Source organism: Methanosarcina baltica (assembly GCF_055394095.1).
Genome location: NZ_AP042463.1, coordinates 407,510 through 426,756, shown reverse-complemented (window position 1 = coordinate 426,756; position 19,247 = coordinate 407,510). Strand labels below are relative to the sequence as shown.

Here is a 19,247-nt window from a genome sequence, read left to right as displayed (position 1 = left end):
TTACCACCTCCTCTTTCCCTCATTTTTCCATTTCATGATTTTTCCAATGAGCTCCCCGGCTTTCTCTTCAGCTCCAACAGCCTTCATTTCTGCTCCGATCATTTTTTGAAGCCTGTTCTTCATTTCGTCGTCAGTTTCCGCATTTTTAAAAATGTAGCAAACAGCATCCATTCCCCAGTTATTGTAACCAATAAGATAGCGAATTTTTTCTCTAATCTTTTCCGGATCGCTTTCAGTTTCCTGGATTTTCAGGACTTTTTCTAGCAGCGCATCCAGAAAACCGGATAGTTCACTGTCTGAACGGGGCAGGAAGTAGGATGCACTCTTGATGAAATGAGTAATTGATGACTGAGGATCTTCAAACTCCCTTAAAGCTTCAGGTAAGTTCTTCAACTTTCCTCTCGATTTAATTTCATAACCGCCTCTTTTAGAAGGGCCTGGTATGCTTAACATAAGGTCATAAGAATCGAGCACCAGTTCCCTCAATTCATCTCTTTTGAACTCTACAGCCATCTCTTTCATCTCCTGAAATTCTTGTTAAACCGCCTACTTCCGTCATTTTTAGCTTCACTTGCTTCAAATATTGGCTTTATCATACCAACAATTTCTTTCTTGTCATCCACACCTTCACAATCAATAATTAATTTGATTTTATTCAAGCCCGTTTCACTGTTTTCGATTATTTTGATATTCCAGAGGGTGTATCGAAGCAGTTTCTGTACATAATAAAAATCCTGATTTTTGATTATCTCGGCAAGTCTGTTTCCAAAATCCCTGTTCTTTTGCACTTTTTCACGAATTTGCCACTGTGCCTGGCTGGGGTTCAGGCCCTGGGGGGGAGCAGGTTTGTAATTTCGGACAATTCTCAGTATTTCCTCTAAAAAGTTCTCCGAACCCGCAGCACTCATAATCTTCCGGACCTGGCTTGTGGAATAAGCTTCAAGCTTTCCCTTTCTCAGAGTCATCGCGCTTGCAGCCAGTTCCCAGGACTTCTGGTTTATCTCCGCTAGCTCGTTCATACCCTGCCTCCGATGAAATAAACGTCTCCATACCCGCGGTTTGTCATTTCCCCGATTCCGTATACTTCAAGCGCCGCAAGGGCTTCTGGCTTATCGGCCTCGATTTCAACACAGCTCCCCGACCCTGTACACGGAATCAAGTCCGTGGCACTGTTCCTGTACTTAATGGACCAACCCCCGGCAATGCTCTCGGTAATTCTTTGCTTCGGGTTTCCATTCTCTGTTTTAACCGCAAGGGAACCTACAATTTGCCTCTGTGCAAGAGTCTTTCTGACAGCATCGGTAAACAGATCCTCTCCCGAAGCTCCAAACCCGATGAAGGAGCTATTTTCCTGCCTGAGAATCAGAGAAGAATTTGTAACCAGCAGCTTATCCGGAATCTCTGCTATTTCGGAAGCTCTTTTTTCGACCAGTTCGGAAACCGGGGTTTCCTTAAAATCTGTGAACGCAATACTTCCATAACCCCTTGACCTGAACCCCCCAAGCCCCGAAAAAACACCGGCTTCCAGAAGGGCCGCCTTTACCTCGTCTACATACTCATCTTCAAGCACTGCCCGGAAGCCAAACTTTGTTTTTGCTGTGATGCTTTCTACATGATAAGGAGATAGTTCAAAGTCCGAGCCGGGACTCGTGTGCCCTTTTCTTGTAATGGGACACTTTGTTTCGATCTGGGTGTTTACACTCCCCTTTTCGAGTTTTCCGGTCTTTAAGGAGGCCTCTGTAATAAATCCGGATATCTTCTTACCTTCCTGAAGGCATTTGGAGTCACTGCACTCTGTTACTTTGTACCCCATCAGGCTTTCACAACCTTTACACCAGCGAAGAGCTACAGGAGAAGCAATTGTAAATTTATTATCTGCCAGTGGGTGTGCTTCCTTGACAAAGATATTAGCTTTACTCATATCGATATCTTCATTGATAGCAAGTTTTTCAAACAACTCCTTGTTATTGTTGAAAAGGTAATATCCGAGCATTCCCCGAAGAGTTCTTCCGGGCACATAGTCAAGGGTCCTGAAAAAAGTCCCTCTTTTCCTGCCTGTGCCCAGGTGAAGGGGGGTAAGTGCCGTCATTACAGCTTTGAGTTCAATCACAGGCAACCACATCCTTTTACAAAATCTTCATAAGAATTCACGAACTCTTCGTATGACATTTCCTCTACGGTTTTAAGTTCAAAACTGCCAAGCCCCCTCGAACGTTTTCCCCCAAGCCCGTAATGGATCATGGAGTGAAGGCTTGCCTTCAGGAGTTTTTCTTCACTTTCAGCAAGTTTTTTCGTTACAATATACCCCGTAAACTCAGTGCCTGTGGGAACAAGCTGAATTCTATGCAGGCCCCCGCTCTTGTTTGAAAGCATACCCCGATCAATTGAAACATGCATCCTTGAAACGGTTACAGGCTTTTTGTCTGCTCTGAAGTCAGTTACTCTGATTTTCCCTTCCCGGTATGCTTTGCCTCCTTCAATATTTGGAACGCCAAACACCCTGCAGACATCACAGCCATATTCTCCTCTCTCAAGGGCTTCACAGGTCTTTATTTTCCTTTTATTCTCATCGGATGCCCCCTCCATGTCAAGGTCCCCCGTAATCCAGCAGTCTATTCCCTCTGTGCTGCGGAGTATCCGTTCAGCCTCCGTCCGCATCACTCCTTTTATATGGGTGCCTGGAATGTAGGGAAAACCTTCCGCATCTTTCAGGTAATCAAGAGTAGAACCCTTTGAATCCCCATAAGTGTGAAAATCGGAATCCGCAAGAAGTGTAATTTTCCATATTTTCATTCTTTAGACCTCCCCAGCTTCCTTTCTGAGATGAGGTATGAGCATTTTTGCTGCATTCAGAACTTCAGAATTCAGCAAGATATCTGCCATCCACTCACATTCATCAAGCCCAACCCTGTCCTTTTTTCGCGAAAGGGATGCATACATGTACTTCACGAGGTTCAGTTTTTCCAGGTCTGAAGTCCCACAGGTAATTATATCTGAAACCATTGCCCGGTCTTTATCTGAAAGTGCAAAATCAATAATATGATTGAGTTTATCGAGGTTTGCGGTATCCGGATTTTCTGAACCATTCTCAAGCACAAAACAACTGTAATCGTTGCCTGGCATTGCAGAACTTATGGCGGTTATTGCTATCGATCCTTTTGGAAGCTGTATAATTCCAAACTTATTTGGTTCAGCTCTTTTCCTGAAAGCTCTTTTTGCCTTTGACTCCATTTCTCTCGCCGCTTCCAGCAGGAAGTAGATAGGGAATTTGTAATCCGCAATTGCAATTCCACAGGAGGTTGTAACAATATAGTTTTTGAATACTGTTTTATCATGGAACTGCTTTTCAAATGCAAAACTTTCGGCAATATTGCCGGTCAGCTCCTGTGCAAACTGAAGAGCCCCCCTTGCATTCATTATCATCAGGATGTCGTCGCCGCCTGCGTACAGAATGTCAATTCCCAGGAAGTCTTTCCCCTCTACTCTCTGGATCAAAAGCTTCCTTTTCTCTTCATCCTCAAGGAATTCACTGATCGTGTTTTTGAGGATCTGCTCAAACTGTTCCCCGAAAATCTCACTCTTGTAAGTGTATTCGGCAGGGGTCATGGTCTGCTGGAACATTCTCCCCATCATGTTTCCATCAAACGCAAGCACCGCAATCGAATCCCCAATCTCACTGACCTGGCCCGGAAGCTTCATTCCATATGTTTTATCGATGAAATTCCTTCCTGTGTAAGCTCTCTGCTCCTGGCCAGTGTCCTCTTTTTTTGTGCAGACTTCGCATATTCCTTTAATATTACCTGGCCTTTTGGAACAATGTTTGCAGATTTTGCCGGAATTTTTAGGAATATCCTTTAAACGGCTCTCGTTTTTCCTGGCTTCAAGGAGGTCCTGTGATCTTTGCAGCACAACATCAAAATTTTCGGCAACCGTAGATAGGGATTCCTCAAAGTGTATTACGGCCGCTTGCATCCCATTTTTGGAGATTTCTTTTATTTCCTGCTTTACTTTACGTTCCAGCCTTTCTTTTACAGCTTCGTCGGCGGGGACAAAAGCCAGGAGGTTTCCTCCTCCCGCAAAAAGTACAGCTTCCTCACAGACTTCTTTTGAAATGATATCTTTGACTTTATTAAGAGTGTCATCGACAATGAAACTGCCTCCACGAAGCATTTTCAGTTCATCGGCTTCATTAATGAAGCTCTGAATCCCCATAATATCAAGTGAAAAAATGCCTATTTTTCCCGAAAGTTTTCCGGCATTGCCAAGGTACTTGATAGGTCCTCCCTGTACTATGTAATCTTTAAAAAGTTGAATGCTATTTTCTTCAGTTTTTAGCTGAACATTTTTTCTTATTGTGGAACCTTTTCCAAGAATTTCTATATGGGTAGGTTCGAGGCACTTTAAGTCTCCTGCATCGAAATCAACTTCATGAGGAAATATCCTGTCTTTCGAGCTGACTTCAATTTTTCCTTCAACCAGTTTACCTTCAACTTCATAGATCCTGTCTGCGGCTGACGCTACCGTATCAGCCAAACCGAGCATCTTTTCGAGGAAAGTTTGGGTGTATCTGCTGTGATGTCGTGATGCTAGGAGAGGAAGTATTTTTTTAAGCTCAAATTTCTTAATAAGTTCCGAGCTTGTTCTTGATAGGACATCTTCAAGGATCTCTTCAGTTTGTTTTGTTTGGTCGTAAAATGGTTGTCCTTTCCTTGAAGAACTATAAGACCTTGGCTTTCCTATATCATGGAGAAGAGCTGCAATTCTTACAAGGGCTACAAAATCCTGTTTCTGGTACTCTTTAGAAATACCATAATCAGTTATGGACTTCTTAATAAAATCAGGATCTTTTTCCATATTCTGTAATGCGAGGCATACAGCTATTCCGGATGTGTTTTTCAGGTGATGAAAAAGGGAACAAATTGGAAGTCTTGAATCTGAACTGATACTTTTTAGCAGTTCGTTTTCTTGATATGTTTCAAACAGGTGGTCTGCGACCTTACTTAATTTTGAAGATTCGTTGAATGTCTGAACAATTTTTGTAATAAGTTCGTCCAGAAATTCATCACTCTCCACAGGGTATTCTATATTACTTCTTTTTTTTGTGAACCAGTCTACTACACTTATTTCACTCATTATTCTCCACCTTCCCAACTGTCATAAAACCCCCCAAACCATATGTAGTGCGTTTTCCAATCTGCAGAGCTTCACCCATGCCAAGAATATATCCGGTTTCTTTGGGAATATTCGAGGTGTCGTACTCAATCCAGCCTTCAATGCCCTTGAGTTTTATACATTTTTTATACATGTTGATGTGATCATATTCAACGGTACGCACATCAAAATCAAGAATCTCAGTATCAAAATCCATTGTACCTTCGGGAACATGATATGGATAGTTTTCAGAATCGTAATATTTTGTTACCCTGTTATATGCTCGGACGCAGGACCTTAGAATTGTATTAAGTGAAGGGATAACCTCAAACCTATTATTTCTTATAATGTGTAGGGGTGACGTAGTTACAATTTTTGTTTTATCTCCCAGCTCAAGAGCTCTAAATTCTATGTTTTTGGCCTTAATTGACTCAATTTTATATTTCAGGCCCCCAAAATGAGTTTTACTTTTTTTACTTTCGATATCGGAGAGCATCCGAGGCACAAATTTTCGTCTGTCTCCGTATACTTTTATAAAACATCGTATGTTGCTTTTGTCTTTGAAAACGAGTAAGGAATAAGGCTTGATCGAATTATTTTCTTTAAATACCATAAAATATGGACATTTTGAGTGTTCATCGCATCCAGAACATGAAGCCTGAGGGTCACATTTTAAAACAAAACCTAACCAGCCACGGAAAATACTTCCTACGAAATTTGAATTCAATTCTCCCTCAGTTTGAAGGTCTATTTGTATAACTGATGATAACATTTTATTGTAGTATTAAGTAAAGTCATGCGTATATAGTTTATTCTGTTTGAAGGTCCATAAAATACGAAATAATTCAGGGTTTGAAAGAATCTGGTGTTTTTTGAGCTCAACATTTGAGTATTCGTTTCATAATACTAGGTCTTAATATTTTTAAAATGTATTAACAGGTCCACAAAAAATCACAAACTGCCTGAACCTGCCGCATCCAGCGTTCTGAAAACCGTTATTTTTTACAGACTTCGCCCCCCATTATTTAAGGACCTCAACAGGCCCAAAACCTAAATCTCGTTTTTCTCAGGTCAATATCTATATATTGTCCGAAAGTCCGTTTTTTCATTTGTATGAGATAGTTCGGGCCTTCAATTATCAAAAATTTCAAAAAACAGAATCACGGACCTCGTGCCATTGCGATTTCGTCGCAACTAAATGAAAAATTAAAGATTTTTAGGATCCTGAAGCGGAACTCGAATGACGGCCGCATCAGAAGTTTTATATCCCGCTGATGGGTTAAACTTTAGTTTATATGTGGCAGATGTTACTGAAGAAATTTGAAAAATACCCGGCCCAGGCAAAGGTGCTGAAATTACTCTTCGAACGCGGGTTTCAGATAAACGAAGAAGGAAAAGTGACCTCTGGCAGCATTGAGATTGCGCATACCCAGCTTGCGAAGGAAGTCGGGGTTGACCGGAGAGTCGTGGATTCCACCACGAAGACCATCGTTTCCGATGAACTCCTGAGTACAATTTTTAAGAATGTTCATTCTATCCCCTTCCTGAGGGATGTGGCCCCTTCTCTCGGGCTTGGTGTAATTATAATCATCCCGAATGCTGCCGCAGACGTGGGCATCCTGGCTGAGGTTGCAGCCCTCGTTTCAGAACACGACCTGAGTATCCGGCAGGCCGTCTCGGACGACCCCTGCTTTACGGATGAAGCTAGGCTTACCATTATCACGGACCAGAAAATTCCGGGTGATCTCGTGGACGATATTTTGAAACTATCTTCCGTGAAAGGGGTAAGCATCTACTGAATTTTTGTTAAAATCTCCTGAAGATTTTCCCGGAGTTCTCTGGGATTTTTTAGGGACTTTTTAGGGACTTTTGCGGGACTTTTGCGGGGCTTTTTGGGGAGTGTCGGGTTTCTTATGGAATATCCGGAGAGCTGGAGAGAGGGATTGGACAGGATTCAGGAGTCTCGTTATTGCCCCGTTATTGCCCTGTTTTTCTTTATTTTTGGCTGTATCGGGCCGTTTGCAGATAAGCTCATTTAATTTTACATATTTCGGGTCGTCAATTAAGTTTATTTATTATAAAGGTGAGTTAATCCCCATGACCGAAATGCCCGGTAGAGACGAGCATCCGATGACCGTTTCGGAGAAGATATTTTCGAAAGCCTCCGGAAAGCCTGTAAAAGCAGGGGATTTCGTGCTGGCAGACATAGACCTGGCAATGACTCATGACATTACAGGTCCGCTGGCTGTTCAGGGCTTTTATGAGATTATGAATGAGCAGGATGAGAAAAAAGTCTGGGACCCTAAAAAAATTGTGATCATATTTGATCACCAGGTCCCTGCGGACTCCATCCATGCCGCAGAAAACCACATCATGCTGAGGAAGTTCGCAAAAGAGCAGGACATTTTAAACTATGACGTTTACGAAGGGGTCTGCCACCAGGTCCTGCCCGAGAAAGGGCACGTACTGCCCGGAGACCTTGTTGTGGGTTCGGACTCCCACACCTGCGCCTACGGGGCACTGGGGGCCTTTTCTACCGGCGTAGGTTCGACCGACATGGCCGCAGTCTTTGCCACGGGGAAACTCTGGTTCAGAGTTCCGGAAACCCTGCGCTTCGAGGTCGAAGGCAAACTGCCTGACCAGGTCTATTCAAAAGACCTCATTCTCCACCTGATAGGAGACGTCGGAGTCGAAGGGGCCAGGTACATGGCCGCCGAGTTTGCGGGCTCGACCGTGCGAAACCTTTCCATTTCCCAGCGCATGACCATGTCCAACATGGGCATTGAGATGGGGGGAAAAGCCGGAATCATCGAAGCAGATGACGTTACCGCAGAATACCTCAAAGAGCGCGTTCCGGGCTACGAATTCGATTCCTACTGGAAATCCGACGAGGATTCCAGCTATACCGAGGTCAGGCACTACGACGTCTCGGACCTCGAACCCCAGATCGCCTGTCCACACAACGTGGACAACGTGAAACCCGTAAGCGAAGTCGAGGGTACAAAGCTCGACCAGATCTTCATGGGTTCCTGCACGAACGGCAGGTTTGAGGACATCAAGATCCTGGCCGACATCATGGGCGACGAACCCGTTGCAAAAGGTGTCCGCCTGCTGGTGGTTCCGGCCTCAAGGACCGAGTACATGAAACTCATGAAAGCAGGCTACATTGAAAAGCTGATGAATGCCGGAGCAATCGTGGAATCGGCCTGCTGCGGACCCTGTATGGGCGGCTCCTTCGGGCTGCTCGGAGCAGGCGAGGTGGGGCTTGCAACCTCTAACCGAAACTTCAAGGGCAGGGAAGGAAGCGCCGAGTCTTTCGTTTATCTTTCTTCCCCGGCAACCGCTGGAGCTTCGGCCCTGACAGGAGAAATCACCGACCCGAGGAAGGTCTGAAAACCTTTCCTTTTCCTTTTTTAAAAAGGTGTTTTAACATGGCAGATACTGATCTATCCATTTTAAACCAGGTGTATGACATTATCCTGGATCGAAAAGAGAACTTTGATGAAAATTCATACGTATGCAAACTTTTGAACCACCGGAAAGGTGTAAACAAAATTCTTGAAAAAGTAGGGGAGGAAGCCACTGAAACGATCCTCGCCGTAAGAAACGAAGACCACGACGAAATCGTATACGAGACTTCGGACCTGATCTTCCATCTTCTGGTGATGCTGGCCGCAAATGATATTACTCTTGAGGAAATCGCAGCCGAACTCAGCGCCCGCCATGAGAAAATGAAAAGATAATCGATGAAAAGACTAAAGAGACTAAAGAGACAGAAGTGGGTCGGGTTTTTTCCTTTCCCCACACTTTTTTTTCTTATTAACTCTTCAAGTTTTTCCTGAACTTTCTTATTAATTCTTCAAGTTTTTCCTGAACTTTCTTATTAATTCTTCAAGTTTTTCCTGAACTTTCTTATTAATTCTTCAAGTTTTTCTGAATTTTCTGATTAATTCTTTAAAATCAGTAAACTGCAAGCTCGTTCAGGACATCGGTCTTTGAGAGTGTACCTTTAGCGACCCCGTTGATCGTTACGATGAGGCGGCTCACGTTGTATTTATGGAAGAGCTTGACAACGTCGTAGAGCTGCATGTCCCCGTCCACGGTTATCAGTTCCTTTGTCATGAGATCTCTGACCTTGAGGTTCATCTTTCCCTGGGCAATCGCATGGCCTATGTCAGTATATGTCACTATCCCGACGATCTTTCCCTTATCCTCCACAGGGGTCCCGTGGATATTGTTGCGGATCAGTACCCTTGTGGCTTCCTGGATGCTGGCGTTGACATTGACAAGCACTGGGGGGTATTTCATGTAATGCTTGACATGTTTTTTAGGAAGGGAAACCATTTCATTGATGTCGAAAAGGATGGAATTGTTGGTATCATCCCTGCCTGTAACTTCTCCCCGGATGATAAGCCGGTTTACCGGAGTCGGGCCGATCTGGATCTTGTCGTCCATCGCAAAGTTCTTGATGTTTCCGAGTACCTTGATTGTCCCGTTACACATCTCAGGACTCCGGACCGTCGTAAAACTGATTTCCGCGGCTGTGGCCCCGTTTAAGATTACGTTGTTCCTGTAGATCGGTACAACAGACTCGTTTTTTAACTGCTGGATACGTAAAGCGTCGTAGGCGGCTCCCGTTGGTTTGTATCCCCCTTTCGGGCCGGGTACTCCTTCAACAAGGCTGAGGGCTTTTAAAAGCTGCATCTGATTGCGTATTGTCCCGGGGTTCCGCTGGATTACCTCGGCAATTTCCTCTCCCTTGATTGCCCTGTCTTTTTGCCTCTGTAAATTGATTAACGTAATAATAATGTCTTTTTGAATCGAAGTAAGTTCCATATAACCACCATCAATTTCATATACCTATAATTTGATGTTGTATATCTCATTACAGCACCGTTGCTATTTAGCATAATTAATGATTACAAATTAATATCATACATTACAATTACAAATATAAATAGAGTCCGGTCTCCCTATCATTTCATCTGACTCCAGGGGTCAAAGTTGTAAATTTTTTTATGTGTCAAATTATAAATCTGTCATTACAAATCTTAAAGAAGGCCGGTCATACTACAATTTATCTCTTCAGGCGGGAAGACCCTTCCTCGATGTTTCTAATTGAAAATTAGAAACTCCTGTTAAACCTATGGTTTAACACGACAGCCGAAGGCTGGCAGGGGGGGATAGTTCACTAATTAAGGGCAGAACACAGCTACCAATACCGGCCTTTTCTCGGTGTGGGTTCCTCACTCCAGCACCATTCATCACCGGCTATTTTGGATGTACCTGCACAATTTAGCCGATAATTTAAGTAGAGGACAAAGGATTATTTTTCTGGCAAAAATAAAGGATTCAAGTCAACTACCCCTGAGCTAAAAACTCAGGGGTTTCCTGTTGAGGTTTTATGAAATTTACCGGAGTTTTAAAAAGGTCTGAAAATCATGATATTTGAGAAAATTCACACTGTTCCCACTTCCGAGGAACTAATCAACAAAGCCTTCAAACGAGCCTCCCGGGCAATGTCCGGAAAGACCATTACCGGAAAAGATACCCGGCTCAGTGCCAATGAGTCCATGCTCCTGACCGCCGCAAACATTTTCACCGACAATCTGTCAAATGTCGTCCGCCGTTTTCCGAGTTTCGGCAACCTCTCCCCTTTTTATTACGAACTCACGGATATCCTGGTTGGAGTCGAGGAACTGAAGATGGCCCTGGGTTCCTTGGACTGGGCAAGCCGCAAAATCCACGATGTCGGGAGAGAGTATGTCGGAAAAATGCGGGCAACCGATAACCCGGACTCCGTCCGAAAAGAGGCTTTCGGGAGGATTGCCTCTATTATCAAGTCCCTCGATAAGGACCTGATCTTCCTGAACAAGGCCAGGAATATCCTGCGTAAACTCCCCGAAGTCGGGGAAGAACCCACAATCATTGTCGCGGGTTATCCTAACGTGGGCAAGTCCAGCTTTGTCTCAAAAATTACAGGGGCAAGTCCGGAAGTTGCAGCCTATCCCTTCACCACGAAAGGGGTTACGATCGGGCATTTCTTCAGGGACGACGTCCGCTACCAGGTCATGGACACCCCCGGGCTCCTGGATAGGCCCATGTCGGAGAGAAACGCTATTGAACTCCAGGCAATAACCGCTATCAACCACCTGGACGCGGCCCTCCTGCTCATTATGGATCCCAGTGAAAGCTGTGGGTATGAACTCAAGGACCAGCTAAACCTCTTAGAAGAGATCAAAGAGCATTTCAACATGCCCATTCTGGTGGTTTCTAACAAGGCCGACAGGCCTGAGTTTAAGAAACTGGAAGGTGTGGAAATGAACATCTCAACCATAACAGGAGAAGGTATAGAAGAGGTTATTGAGAAACTGATTGAGCTGATCCCCGAACCCAAAGTAGTGGTCGATGAAGCTGATACCTTTTCACAGTCTGAAACCGATCAGGGTTATCAATAAACAAATTTCGAATAAGGAATGAGTCAAATATAACATCAAGTATTTTTGTTTACCATTTCTTAACCACCCGAATTCCGCTTCGGGAGCACGGGGTCCTTTTCGGGAGCTACGCCCCCTCAAGAGGACAAAAAAAGCCGGAACAACCTTAAATATCGTCTTCCTGCATTCTTTTTCCGTGCTTTTCCGTGCTTTTCCGTGGTTTGGATGCACACACCAAATGTATCAATCAACAAAAATACAACCTGTGTGGGTATAAAATGATTTCCTGACTGAAAATATGAAGTTATTTGGCTCTTCGCTATTTTGTAGGGGTTGCAAATAATTTATTAGTTACAAAGTTGACATGTTAGAGAGATAAACATCGGTCTTGAGTGTGGTTTTGCACAATAAATGTTTTTAAATTTTAGATATGTCCCTCTCACATTTAGGAAGTGAATATAACTTACCAACTCGAAACAGCGAAGAGCCAGTTATTTTTCAGCCATTTCTAAGCTTCAAATAAGTTTCAAATAAGCTTGAGGTGGAGGAGCAGAGCCAGTGCAATCAGGGTGAGCCCTGTCACTAGCCGGATTTCCGCCCTCTTTTTTTTCCGGAACTTCGTAACCGTTTCGGGGTCCAGCCCAAAGGCCAGCAGAGCCCCGAGAAGGACTACGGGCAACACCAGCCCGAAATTGTAAAGAGCCAGGTAGCCGGCTCCCTCAAAAACGCTGGTTTTTGTGACCAGCAGGTTCAGGATGGAGATATAGACAGCCCCCACACAGGGGGCTTTTACAAGGGAAAAAATTGCTCCTGCCACGAAGGAAAGGGAAAGAAGATTTTTGCCATTCATTTCACTCATAAATTTTTTTAGCACAGAGGGGGTTTTGAAGCTTGACTTTAACCTAATTTTCAGAAGGTATGCGTCATAGATATGCCAGAGGCCCAGAAAAAAGGTTATCCCCACCAGGAAAGAAGTGAGGCTTCCCTGGCTTTCAGGCAGGAATCTGAGCGTACCAAGGATGCTTAACCCTGCAAGCATGTATGTGACAAAAATCCCTGCGGAAAAACCTGCACTGATTTTCAGCATCTCTTTTTTATTCCCCCCCGAGGAGAGGGTGACCGAAGCTAAAAAGGCCATCACGGCAAGCAGGCAGGGGTTGAAACCCGCAAGCAGGCCCGCTACCAGGATGATAAGGGGGCTTATCCCATACTGTGTTTTATTATCACTGTTAATTTCATTTCCACTTCCACTTCCACTTCCACTTTCGCTTCCATCATCTGATATTTCTTTTTTGGAGACTCCTCTCGCTGAAAGGCCAGGGGCGTTTTCAATAGTTTCCATTAGCAGGGCTACAAGCCTTGTGCCGTTGCCTTCGTAGTCCGAATATGTTATGGCCGTGTTCCCGTTAACCATAACTGTCGGGACCGTGCCAATCCCGTAATCCTTCATCCGGACATAGGATATCATTATTTCCTGTTCCGAGTAATTGAGTTCGGGATACTCTGCAACAACTTTGATTATCAGGGGCCGGGCTTGCTCGCATTTCAGGCAGCCATCCTCATAGAAAAATTCCACCGAAATTTCGGAATAGTTTTCCTGAGCTATGCTTGCTCCTGTTATGGCTTCGACTGCTAGAGTGGGGGTGGGGCTTAGCAGAAAAAAGAAAAAAAGGATTAATAGATAATTAATTGACAGAAATGGTTTTAACGTTCCTTCAGTGGCATACCGTGCTTGAGAATGTTGCGTTTTCATAATTTTTCTCTGAAACAAGCTTCTTTTCTATCCCCAGAATTTCGCCCGTACTTGCAGATACATACCCTTCCACGACATAGAGCTCACTTACACTTGAACAGGCACAGGTCCTTTCCAGGATTTCGACTTTCCGGATATTTTCCCCATCCAGAACCTTACTGCCATTGAGCTCATACACACTCTCATAAATAAGAGTGGCCCTGACGACCTTCCAGTCCGGCATCTCGTAATTGTCCGATATATAACTGGAAACATTTGAATCCTTGGCAACGATTTTGATGGCATTTGAAGCGTTAACCGACAGGGTCATTGCCCCTTTTTCCCGGGCCTTGAAACAATCTGCAAAATACATCTCCCCAATAAGGACCCCAATCCCGGAAATTACTGCAAAAATAGTACAAAATAGGGTCTGCTTCATGCTTAGGAATGGTGAAAATATAACTTCATGTTTTATTTTGGGAGTTGCTTCATACTCATACATGTTGTGTTTTTGTGTGAGGGGGTGTTTGGTGTGTGTGCATTCAAATCACGGAACACACGGAAGACACGGAAAAAGACGGCAGGAAGACGATATTTATGGTTGTTCTGGCGTTTTTTAGTCCGCTTGAGCTCGCAAAGCGAGCGAAACGGACCTCGTGCTGTTGCACTTGCAGTGCAACTCCCAGTAAATCTTTGATTTACTGCGATCCCGAAGCGAAACTCGGGGAATCCAGGGCATTTTTTGAATCCTATTACATAAATATCCAACTTACTCACCGGCCATCAGGCCGGTTTCCGTGTCCTTCCGTGCTTTTCCGTGGTTAAGGAATGGTAAACAAAAATACTTGATATTATATTTGACTCATTCCTTAATTATTAACAGGTCCCGTTATAACTTTATCGAATTTATTATAAAACCCCGCAATTATAAATCCGTTTATTTTTAAAACGTTCATAAGAACGCAGCAGGAAACCCCTGAGTCTTTAGCTCAGGGGTAGTTGACTTTTCCTGATTCAGTAACTGTCCGAAAACGCTGAATAATCGCCTGCAAGACTGTATAAAATCAAAAAAAAATATTTGGACAGAACCCTCCCATTTCTCCGAACAGGGAGGAAACCTGAACAAAATTCGTTATTGCAGAACACGTTCCATGATCTCAAGGGCCCGCTTTATATTATCCATGGAGGCCGCGTAGGAGATCCTTATATAATCCGCCCCTTCGCTTCCAAAAGCGATTCCAGGGACCACGACGACCCCGTTTGAGATCAGTTTGCCCGCAACTTCCGCGGCGTTTTCGACTTTCGGGAAAGCGTAGAAGGCCCCTTTAGGAAGAGCGCATTCCATTCCGAGGTCATTCAGACCCTTTACAAGCACGTCTCTTCTTTTTCGGAACTCGTCCCGCATCGTGATAACCGAATCTTTCGGGCCGGAAACAGCTGCATATGCGGCTTTTTGGGCTATGGAATTTGCGCAGGCCTGGATGTACTGGTGCACTTTGATCATCTGCCCGGTGTACTCTTTTGAGGCTGCAACATAGCCGAGCCTCCAGCCGGTCATTGCGTAGCTCTTGGAGGTTGCGTTTACAGTGATGACGTTGTCCGAGTAGCAGGCAGGGCTTACGTGTTCTCCTTCATATACGAAGTACTCGTAGACCTCGTCCGAGATTATTGTGATGTTGTGGTCATCGGCAATTTCCGCAAGGGCTTTGATATCGGCTTTATCAGCCACGGTTCCGGTCGGGTTAGAAGGGGAATTCAGAATGAGAGCCTTTGTCTTCGGGCCCAGTTTCTCAAGAACTGCCTCGGGTTTTACGGTAAGGTCCTCTGCGAGGGGTACACTTATCGCTTTTCCACCCAGGATTTCCACCAGAGCATTGTAGGAAACAAAACCCGGATTTGAGATCAGGACCTCGTCGCCCGGGTTCAGGAGGGCTGCAAGAGAAATTGTCAGAGCTTCCGAGGCCCCGGAGGTCACGATAATTTCCCCGGGCGCGGCCTGGAAATTGTTTTCCTCTTCGAACTTTTTACTCAGGGCTTCCCTTAACTCCGGGATGCCCGAGCCAACTGTATAACCTGTAAAGCCTTCCCGGATGGCCTCGATTGCGGCCTCCTTGATGTGTTCCGGCGTGTCAAAGTCCGGCTGGCCCAGGCCCAGGTTTATGGCGTCCGAACCGGCAGCCTCGAAAATCTTACGGATCCCTGAGATATCAATGCGAGATACTCTTTCTGAAAATTTAGTAAATTCCAAGTAATGCCCTCCTGAAATTATTTCTCTTTTTGTTCCCTTATTTTTTCCGGATTTTTGAGTCTTAAATACTTTCCGTAAGTGATTGATCCAACTACCTGTTAAGGCATCAGGAATCAATATCGAGAGGCAGGTCCTGAGTGGAAGTTCCCGAAGGGTAAAGTAACTTAATTGTGAATGGGTCTCTCTTTACCATTTCTGCCCTGCCCGATTCGAGCAATTTTCTTGCTTTTCTCGGGGTTGTTGGCATTAATGTTTTATCGTTAACACTTATGACAAATACTTTCAATTGTTTTGTCCTCCTTTTTAGGAGTTGGTCCACATCGCCACTGTTATGCTGGCCTGTCAATGGGCTGAACACTTCTCCTATCTCCCAGAGATGTTTAATCCAGGTCAAAATCGTGAACGTGTGGAGTATCAACGAATATTATGACCAGCATAACTAAAGGCTATTTAAGCAAAGTTTACCAAAGCAAGCCCTTCACTTCACAAAAAGCTTATTCCACATTCGTGTGCCTGGACTTAAGTTCAGCTTCCGAAGCTCCGGTAAGGGCTATAAGCTGGGCGATAATAGAATCAAGGAAGACAAGGGCCGTGATCTCGAAGGATGTTCCGAGAGGGGGCAGGTTTCTTGTATAATCCCCACGCATGTTTCTTTCAAGGTCGCCTCCGCTGTCCTGGAATGGGTCCGCCTTGGTCTTGCTCGGGAGGATCACGGATGTGTTGGCAAGCTTGCCGAGGGTTGAGTTTTTCTTTGAAGTCACCGTAATAAGGGTAGAACCTATATCCGTCACTATTTTTCCAAGGTTTGATATGGAACGTGTCTCTCCTGAACCCGATATCGCAATAACGATATCTTCTTCTTTCACGGCTGGAGTCGTGGTTTCACCTACCACGTAGACGGTAAACCCGAGGTGCATGAGTCTCATGGCAAAGGCCTTACCTACAAGTCCCGAGCGTCCAGCTCCCATCACGTAGATCCTTTCAGCGTCAAGGATTTTCTGGATCATGTCTTTTATGTCATCTTCGTTCAGCTTCTTCATCACGTCATTTAACTGTTCTACTATTAATCTCATTGAGAGTAAAACGTCTTCACAGTCGGTTATCTGGCCTTTAAACATAAAAGTTCTCCAAATGAATATTTTGAATCAAAATAGTTAACATGAATTTATCTCAGACAGCAGAAGACTCCTTCCTCGACAGTTCCGACTTTGGAGGAACTGGCAGGTGGGAGATTAATGCGTCGAGACTAAGGCCCCCATTTTTTGTTTAACAGGGGACCTTAATGTTGTTTGACAGTGACCTTATGTTCTGTCCTCCTTTGCAGGAGTGGGTCCACGTCGCCACTGTTATACTGGCTTGTTAATGACCTGAACACTTCCCCTACCTCTCAGGGATGTTTAATCCAAATCGAAATCTCCGAGAACGTGTGGAGTATCCTCGAATATCATGACCAGTATAACGAAAGGCTATTCAACTAGGGCTTACCGAAGCAAGCCCCTTACTCTAAAACCTGAGCCATTAGGCGAAGGTTTTAGGGAGGGGTAGTTGACTTAACCGGGGTTTAGTTAATCTGGATTTAGATATCATGAATTTATTTAACTGAAATTGACTTAATTTGCAGTCCCTTCTTTATAATTAACGGCTTTCAGCTTCCAGTTTTCAATGTTATTGCTGAGTTCCGTGTACAGTCTGTGGATGTCTGAATCGTTCCCGTTCCAATATATATCTTTCCTCACATCTCCAAGCCCGAGTTCCTGAAGAATGTTCTTTGAAAGGTGAAAGAGGGCTTTTTTACTTGAAAAAGGGATGCTGTAGTTGACACGGTATCCGCCAGTGGTTTTTCCGTAAGAGACCAGGGTGTAACCTTTACTTTCATATTCCGTGATATCATCGAAGTCACAGATGATCTCGAATTCATTTACGGCTGAAGAGTCCACTTTTGAAATCCCTATGATCACCTGAGCTATCACGTAGTCAGGAACTTTTCTCCCGAACCACACGGCGATCTTTCCGTAGGTACAAACCACATGAACGTCTTCTTTCCCCATTTCCAGAGAATTGATGGACTGCGGAGATGTGATTTTTATTTTTTCCATGTCAAGGATTTTTTGCGTACACCTTGAATTCACTCATCTCAGACAGCAGGAGACTCCTTCCTCGATGTTTCTAATTGAAAATTAGAAACTCCTGTTAAACCTAAGGGTTTAACACGACAGTTCCGGCTTTGGCGGAACTGGCAGGTGGGGGGAGGAATGTGTTCAAACATTCACCGCCTGGATTAAAGTTGTAGTTCTCGCACTTAGGCAAGTACAGTTTTTCTTTACATTGACACTGTTTGATATTACATTACCAAAAATATCTTGAATGGCAAAGAAGCCGGTTGCTCGTTTGCCTTTTACAAATCCTTCCATCTTAACTGTTTTTACATGATCAAATTTTCTAATTCTATATATTTTACCGGTTGGAATCTTCTTTTCTGATTTAGCACCTTTGGTTTACTGGAAGTCCCCGGCAGAAACGTGTTTTTTGTGATAAACCGTATTATCCAACTTTACCGTTTGCCCGTCCTTGCAGCAGATAGCAATACTCTAAAATCTTAGCCTGAGGGCTAAGATTTTAGGGAGGGGTAGTTGACTTATTTACTTGCGGAAACAAGTGCGCTGATAAGGTTCCTATCTTTTTTAAGTGTTTTTAGCTGGTTTGCAGGCCCGATCACGGTGAGCCGTTTGGTTATCTGTTTTTTGAATATTTTTCCCAGGATTGAGTGATCATCCCCGGAGGGGTAGCTCTGCATCTCTATTCCAGAGAACACTTCCGGCTGGATTATTGACATTGTCATCTCAATCAGTTTTGCCTCTTCCATCGGGTTCAGGCCTTTTTCGAGCACCAGGATTTTGCCTCTCCTGACTTCATCAATAATGTATCGGACTTTTTCCGTCGAAGCCATCTGAGACATTTTGGCTTCGGATATCAGGTCCATTTGAATTCCCTGCATATAGATCACCCAAACTGCTTTGCCAGTGCTTCATAAAAAGAATCCATTCCCACACCTTCGAGGGCTGAGATAGGAACCATGGGGTGCTGGGGGAATGCCTCTTTTATAACACCGGGGTCTGCGTTCGGCAGGTCAACCTTGTTTGCAACGATTAAAAGCGGGAGGCTCCTGGCTTCCATATTTCCGATTACCGTTACATTGACCTGTGTGTAGGGATTATCGGTGGAATCCATCACAAGGATGACTCCGTCCAGATCTTCCAGCCATTTTACGGCTTCAATCACACCTTCAGTGGCTTCCTTTGACCTTTTTTTAGATTCGGCATCACTCATACCCTCTTCCATGAAATCATGGAAATCGATTTTTGTGGCAAGCCCCGGGGTGTCCACGATATCGAGGTTTATGAAATGGCCCCTGGCCTCAATGGATATACTGTTTCTGCGTTTTGCATGCCTCGTCTCGTGTGCGATATGGGATATCGAACCCATGGTCTCTTCATTTCCCACCCAGTCCCTGAGAATTCGGTTGCTGAGGGTCGTCTTGCCGGCGTTGGGAGGACCATAAATTCCGATACATGCACCTTTTTTCTTAAACAATTTTGCAAAGATCTTTGAAAAACTCGATTTAAATCGTTTTATCATACTCATAAGTTCCCTCCCTGGGAAAAAGTATAATGTTCTTTTA

General features: G+C 44.3%; 19 protein-coding genes. 4 read left to right on the top strand and 15 right to left on the bottom strand.

Annotated elements, in window-relative coordinates:
* From ACZ5QV_RS02000 to cas6, 6 genes are read right to left on the bottom strand one after another with little or no spacing between them, the layout of a single operon-like run.
* Positions 1-522, bottom strand: coding sequence for a hypothetical protein (locus ACZ5QV_RS02000; RefSeq protein WP_464600994.1), 522 nt, complete (start codon positions 520-522; stop codon positions 1-3).
* Positions 519-1,019, bottom strand: a complete 501-nt coding sequence (locus ACZ5QV_RS01995) for a hypothetical protein (protein WP_464600993.1) — start codon at positions 1,017-1,019, stop codon at positions 519-521. The genes ACZ5QV_RS02000 and ACZ5QV_RS01995 overlap by 4 nt, the downstream gene beginning before the upstream one ends.
* The gene (locus ACZ5QV_RS01990; RefSeq protein ID WP_464600992.1) at positions 1,016-2,110 is read right to left on the bottom strand and encodes an RAMP superfamily CRISPR-associated protein; all 1,095 of its coding nucleotides are present in this window, start codon (positions 2,108-2,110) and stop codon (positions 1,016-1,018) included. The genes ACZ5QV_RS01995 and ACZ5QV_RS01990 overlap by 4 nt, the downstream gene beginning before the upstream one ends.
* Positions 2,107-2,793 (bottom strand): RAMP superfamily CRISPR-associated protein, encoded by a 687-nt coding sequence (locus ACZ5QV_RS01985; RefSeq protein WP_464600991.1) that lies wholly within the window; start codon positions 2,791-2,793, stop codon positions 2,107-2,109. The genes ACZ5QV_RS01990 and ACZ5QV_RS01985 overlap by 4 nt, the downstream gene beginning before the upstream one ends.
* Before the next feature lie 3 nt (positions 2,794-2,796).
* Positions 2,797-5,133, bottom strand: a complete 2,337-nt coding sequence (locus tag ACZ5QV_RS01980; protein WP_464600990.1) for a Cas10/Cmr2 second palm domain-containing protein — start codon at positions 5,131-5,133, stop codon at positions 2,797-2,799.
* Positions 5,126-5,923 carry a CRISPR system precrRNA processing endoribonuclease RAMP protein Cas6 gene (gene cas6, locus ACZ5QV_RS01975; protein WP_464600989.1) on the bottom strand — a complete coding sequence of 266 codons (798 nt, stop codon included), beginning with the start codon at positions 5,921-5,923 and terminating at the stop codon, positions 5,126-5,128. Before cas6 ends, ACZ5QV_RS01980 begins: the two co-directional genes overlap by 8 nt.
* A gap of 523 nt (positions 5,924-6,446) precedes the next feature.
* Between cas6 and ACZ5QV_RS01970 the strand changes: the two genes are divergently transcribed.
* The 3 genes from ACZ5QV_RS01970 (at position 6,447) to hisE (ending at position 8,894) form a co-directional block, all read left to right on the top strand.
* A complete protein-coding gene (locus ACZ5QV_RS01970; RefSeq protein WP_464600988.1) occupies positions 6,447-6,950 on the top strand; it encodes an amino acid-binding protein in 504 nt (167 codons plus the stop codon).
* Between the two features lie 331 nt (positions 6,951-7,281).
* Entirely contained in the window at positions 7,282-8,544 is a 1,263-nt protein-coding gene (locus ACZ5QV_RS01965) for a 3-isopropylmalate dehydratase large subunit (protein WP_464602146.1), read from the top strand.
* A 38-nt stretch (positions 8,545-8,582) separates the two neighbouring features.
* Entirely contained in the window at positions 8,583-8,894 is a 312-nt protein-coding gene (gene hisE / locus ACZ5QV_RS01960) for a phosphoribosyl-ATP diphosphatase (RefSeq protein ID WP_464600987.1), read from the top strand.
* A gap of 217 nt (positions 8,895-9,111) precedes the next feature.
* On the opposite strand, the gene ACZ5QV_RS01955 is transcribed toward hisE, so the two are convergent.
* Entirely contained in the window at positions 9,112-9,987 is an 876-nt protein-coding gene (locus ACZ5QV_RS01955; protein ID WP_464600986.1) for a CBS domain-containing protein, read from the bottom strand.
* Positions 9,988-10,592: 605 nt separating this feature from the next.
* On the opposite strand from ACZ5QV_RS01955, the gene ACZ5QV_RS01950 reads away from it, so the two are divergent.
* Positions 10,593-11,609, top strand: coding sequence for an NOG1 family protein (locus tag ACZ5QV_RS01950; protein ID WP_464600985.1), 1,017 nt, complete (start codon positions 10,593-10,595; stop codon positions 11,607-11,609).
* Positions 11,610-12,114: 505 nt separating this feature from the next.
* Here ACZ5QV_RS01950 and ACZ5QV_RS01945 read toward each other — a convergent pair.
* The 8 genes from ACZ5QV_RS01945 to ACZ5QV_RS01910 form a co-directional block, all read right to left on the bottom strand.
* Positions 12,115-13,341, bottom strand: a complete 1,227-nt coding sequence (locus ACZ5QV_RS01945) for a cytochrome c biogenesis CcdA family protein (protein WP_464600984.1) — start codon at positions 13,339-13,341, stop codon at positions 12,115-12,117.
* On the bottom strand, positions 13,304-13,693 hold the full coding sequence (locus ACZ5QV_RS01940) for a hypothetical protein (RefSeq protein ID WP_464600983.1): 390 nt from the start codon (positions 13,691-13,693) through the stop codon (positions 13,304-13,306). Before ACZ5QV_RS01940 ends, ACZ5QV_RS01945 begins: the two co-directional genes overlap by 38 nt.
* A 759-nt stretch (positions 13,694-14,452) precedes the next feature.
* Positions 14,453-15,568, bottom strand: coding sequence for a pyridoxal phosphate-dependent aminotransferase (locus tag ACZ5QV_RS01935; RefSeq protein ID WP_464600982.1), 1,116 nt, complete (start codon positions 15,566-15,568; stop codon positions 14,453-14,455).
* Between the two features lie 106 nt (positions 15,569-15,674).
* The gene (locus ACZ5QV_RS01930; protein ID WP_464600981.1) at positions 15,675-15,854 is read right to left on the bottom strand and encodes an RRXRR domain-containing protein; all 180 of its coding nucleotides are present in this window, start codon (positions 15,852-15,854) and stop codon (positions 15,675-15,677) included.
* 208 nt (positions 15,855-16,062) lie between these two features.
* Positions 16,063-16,686 carry a 6-phospho-3-hexuloisomerase gene (gene hxlB / locus ACZ5QV_RS01925; protein WP_464600980.1) on the bottom strand — a complete coding sequence of 208 codons (624 nt, stop codon included), beginning with the start codon at positions 16,684-16,686 and terminating at the stop codon, positions 16,063-16,065.
* Between the two features lie 492 nt (positions 16,687-17,178).
* Entirely contained in the window at positions 17,179-17,664 is a 486-nt protein-coding gene (locus tag ACZ5QV_RS01920) for a hypothetical protein (RefSeq protein ID WP_464600979.1), read from the bottom strand.
* Positions 17,665-18,203: 539 nt separating this feature from the next.
* The gene (locus ACZ5QV_RS01915; RefSeq protein ID WP_464600978.1) at positions 18,204-18,563 is read right to left on the bottom strand and encodes a DUF2073 domain-containing protein; all 360 of its coding nucleotides are present in this window, start codon (positions 18,561-18,563) and stop codon (positions 18,204-18,206) included.
* A gap of 5 nt (positions 18,564-18,568) precedes the next feature.
* The gene (locus ACZ5QV_RS01910; protein ID WP_464600977.1) at positions 18,569-19,210 is read right to left on the bottom strand and encodes an Era-like GTP-binding protein; all 642 of its coding nucleotides are present in this window, start codon (positions 19,208-19,210) and stop codon (positions 18,569-18,571) included.
* Positions 19,211-19,247 lie beyond the last annotated feature (37 nt).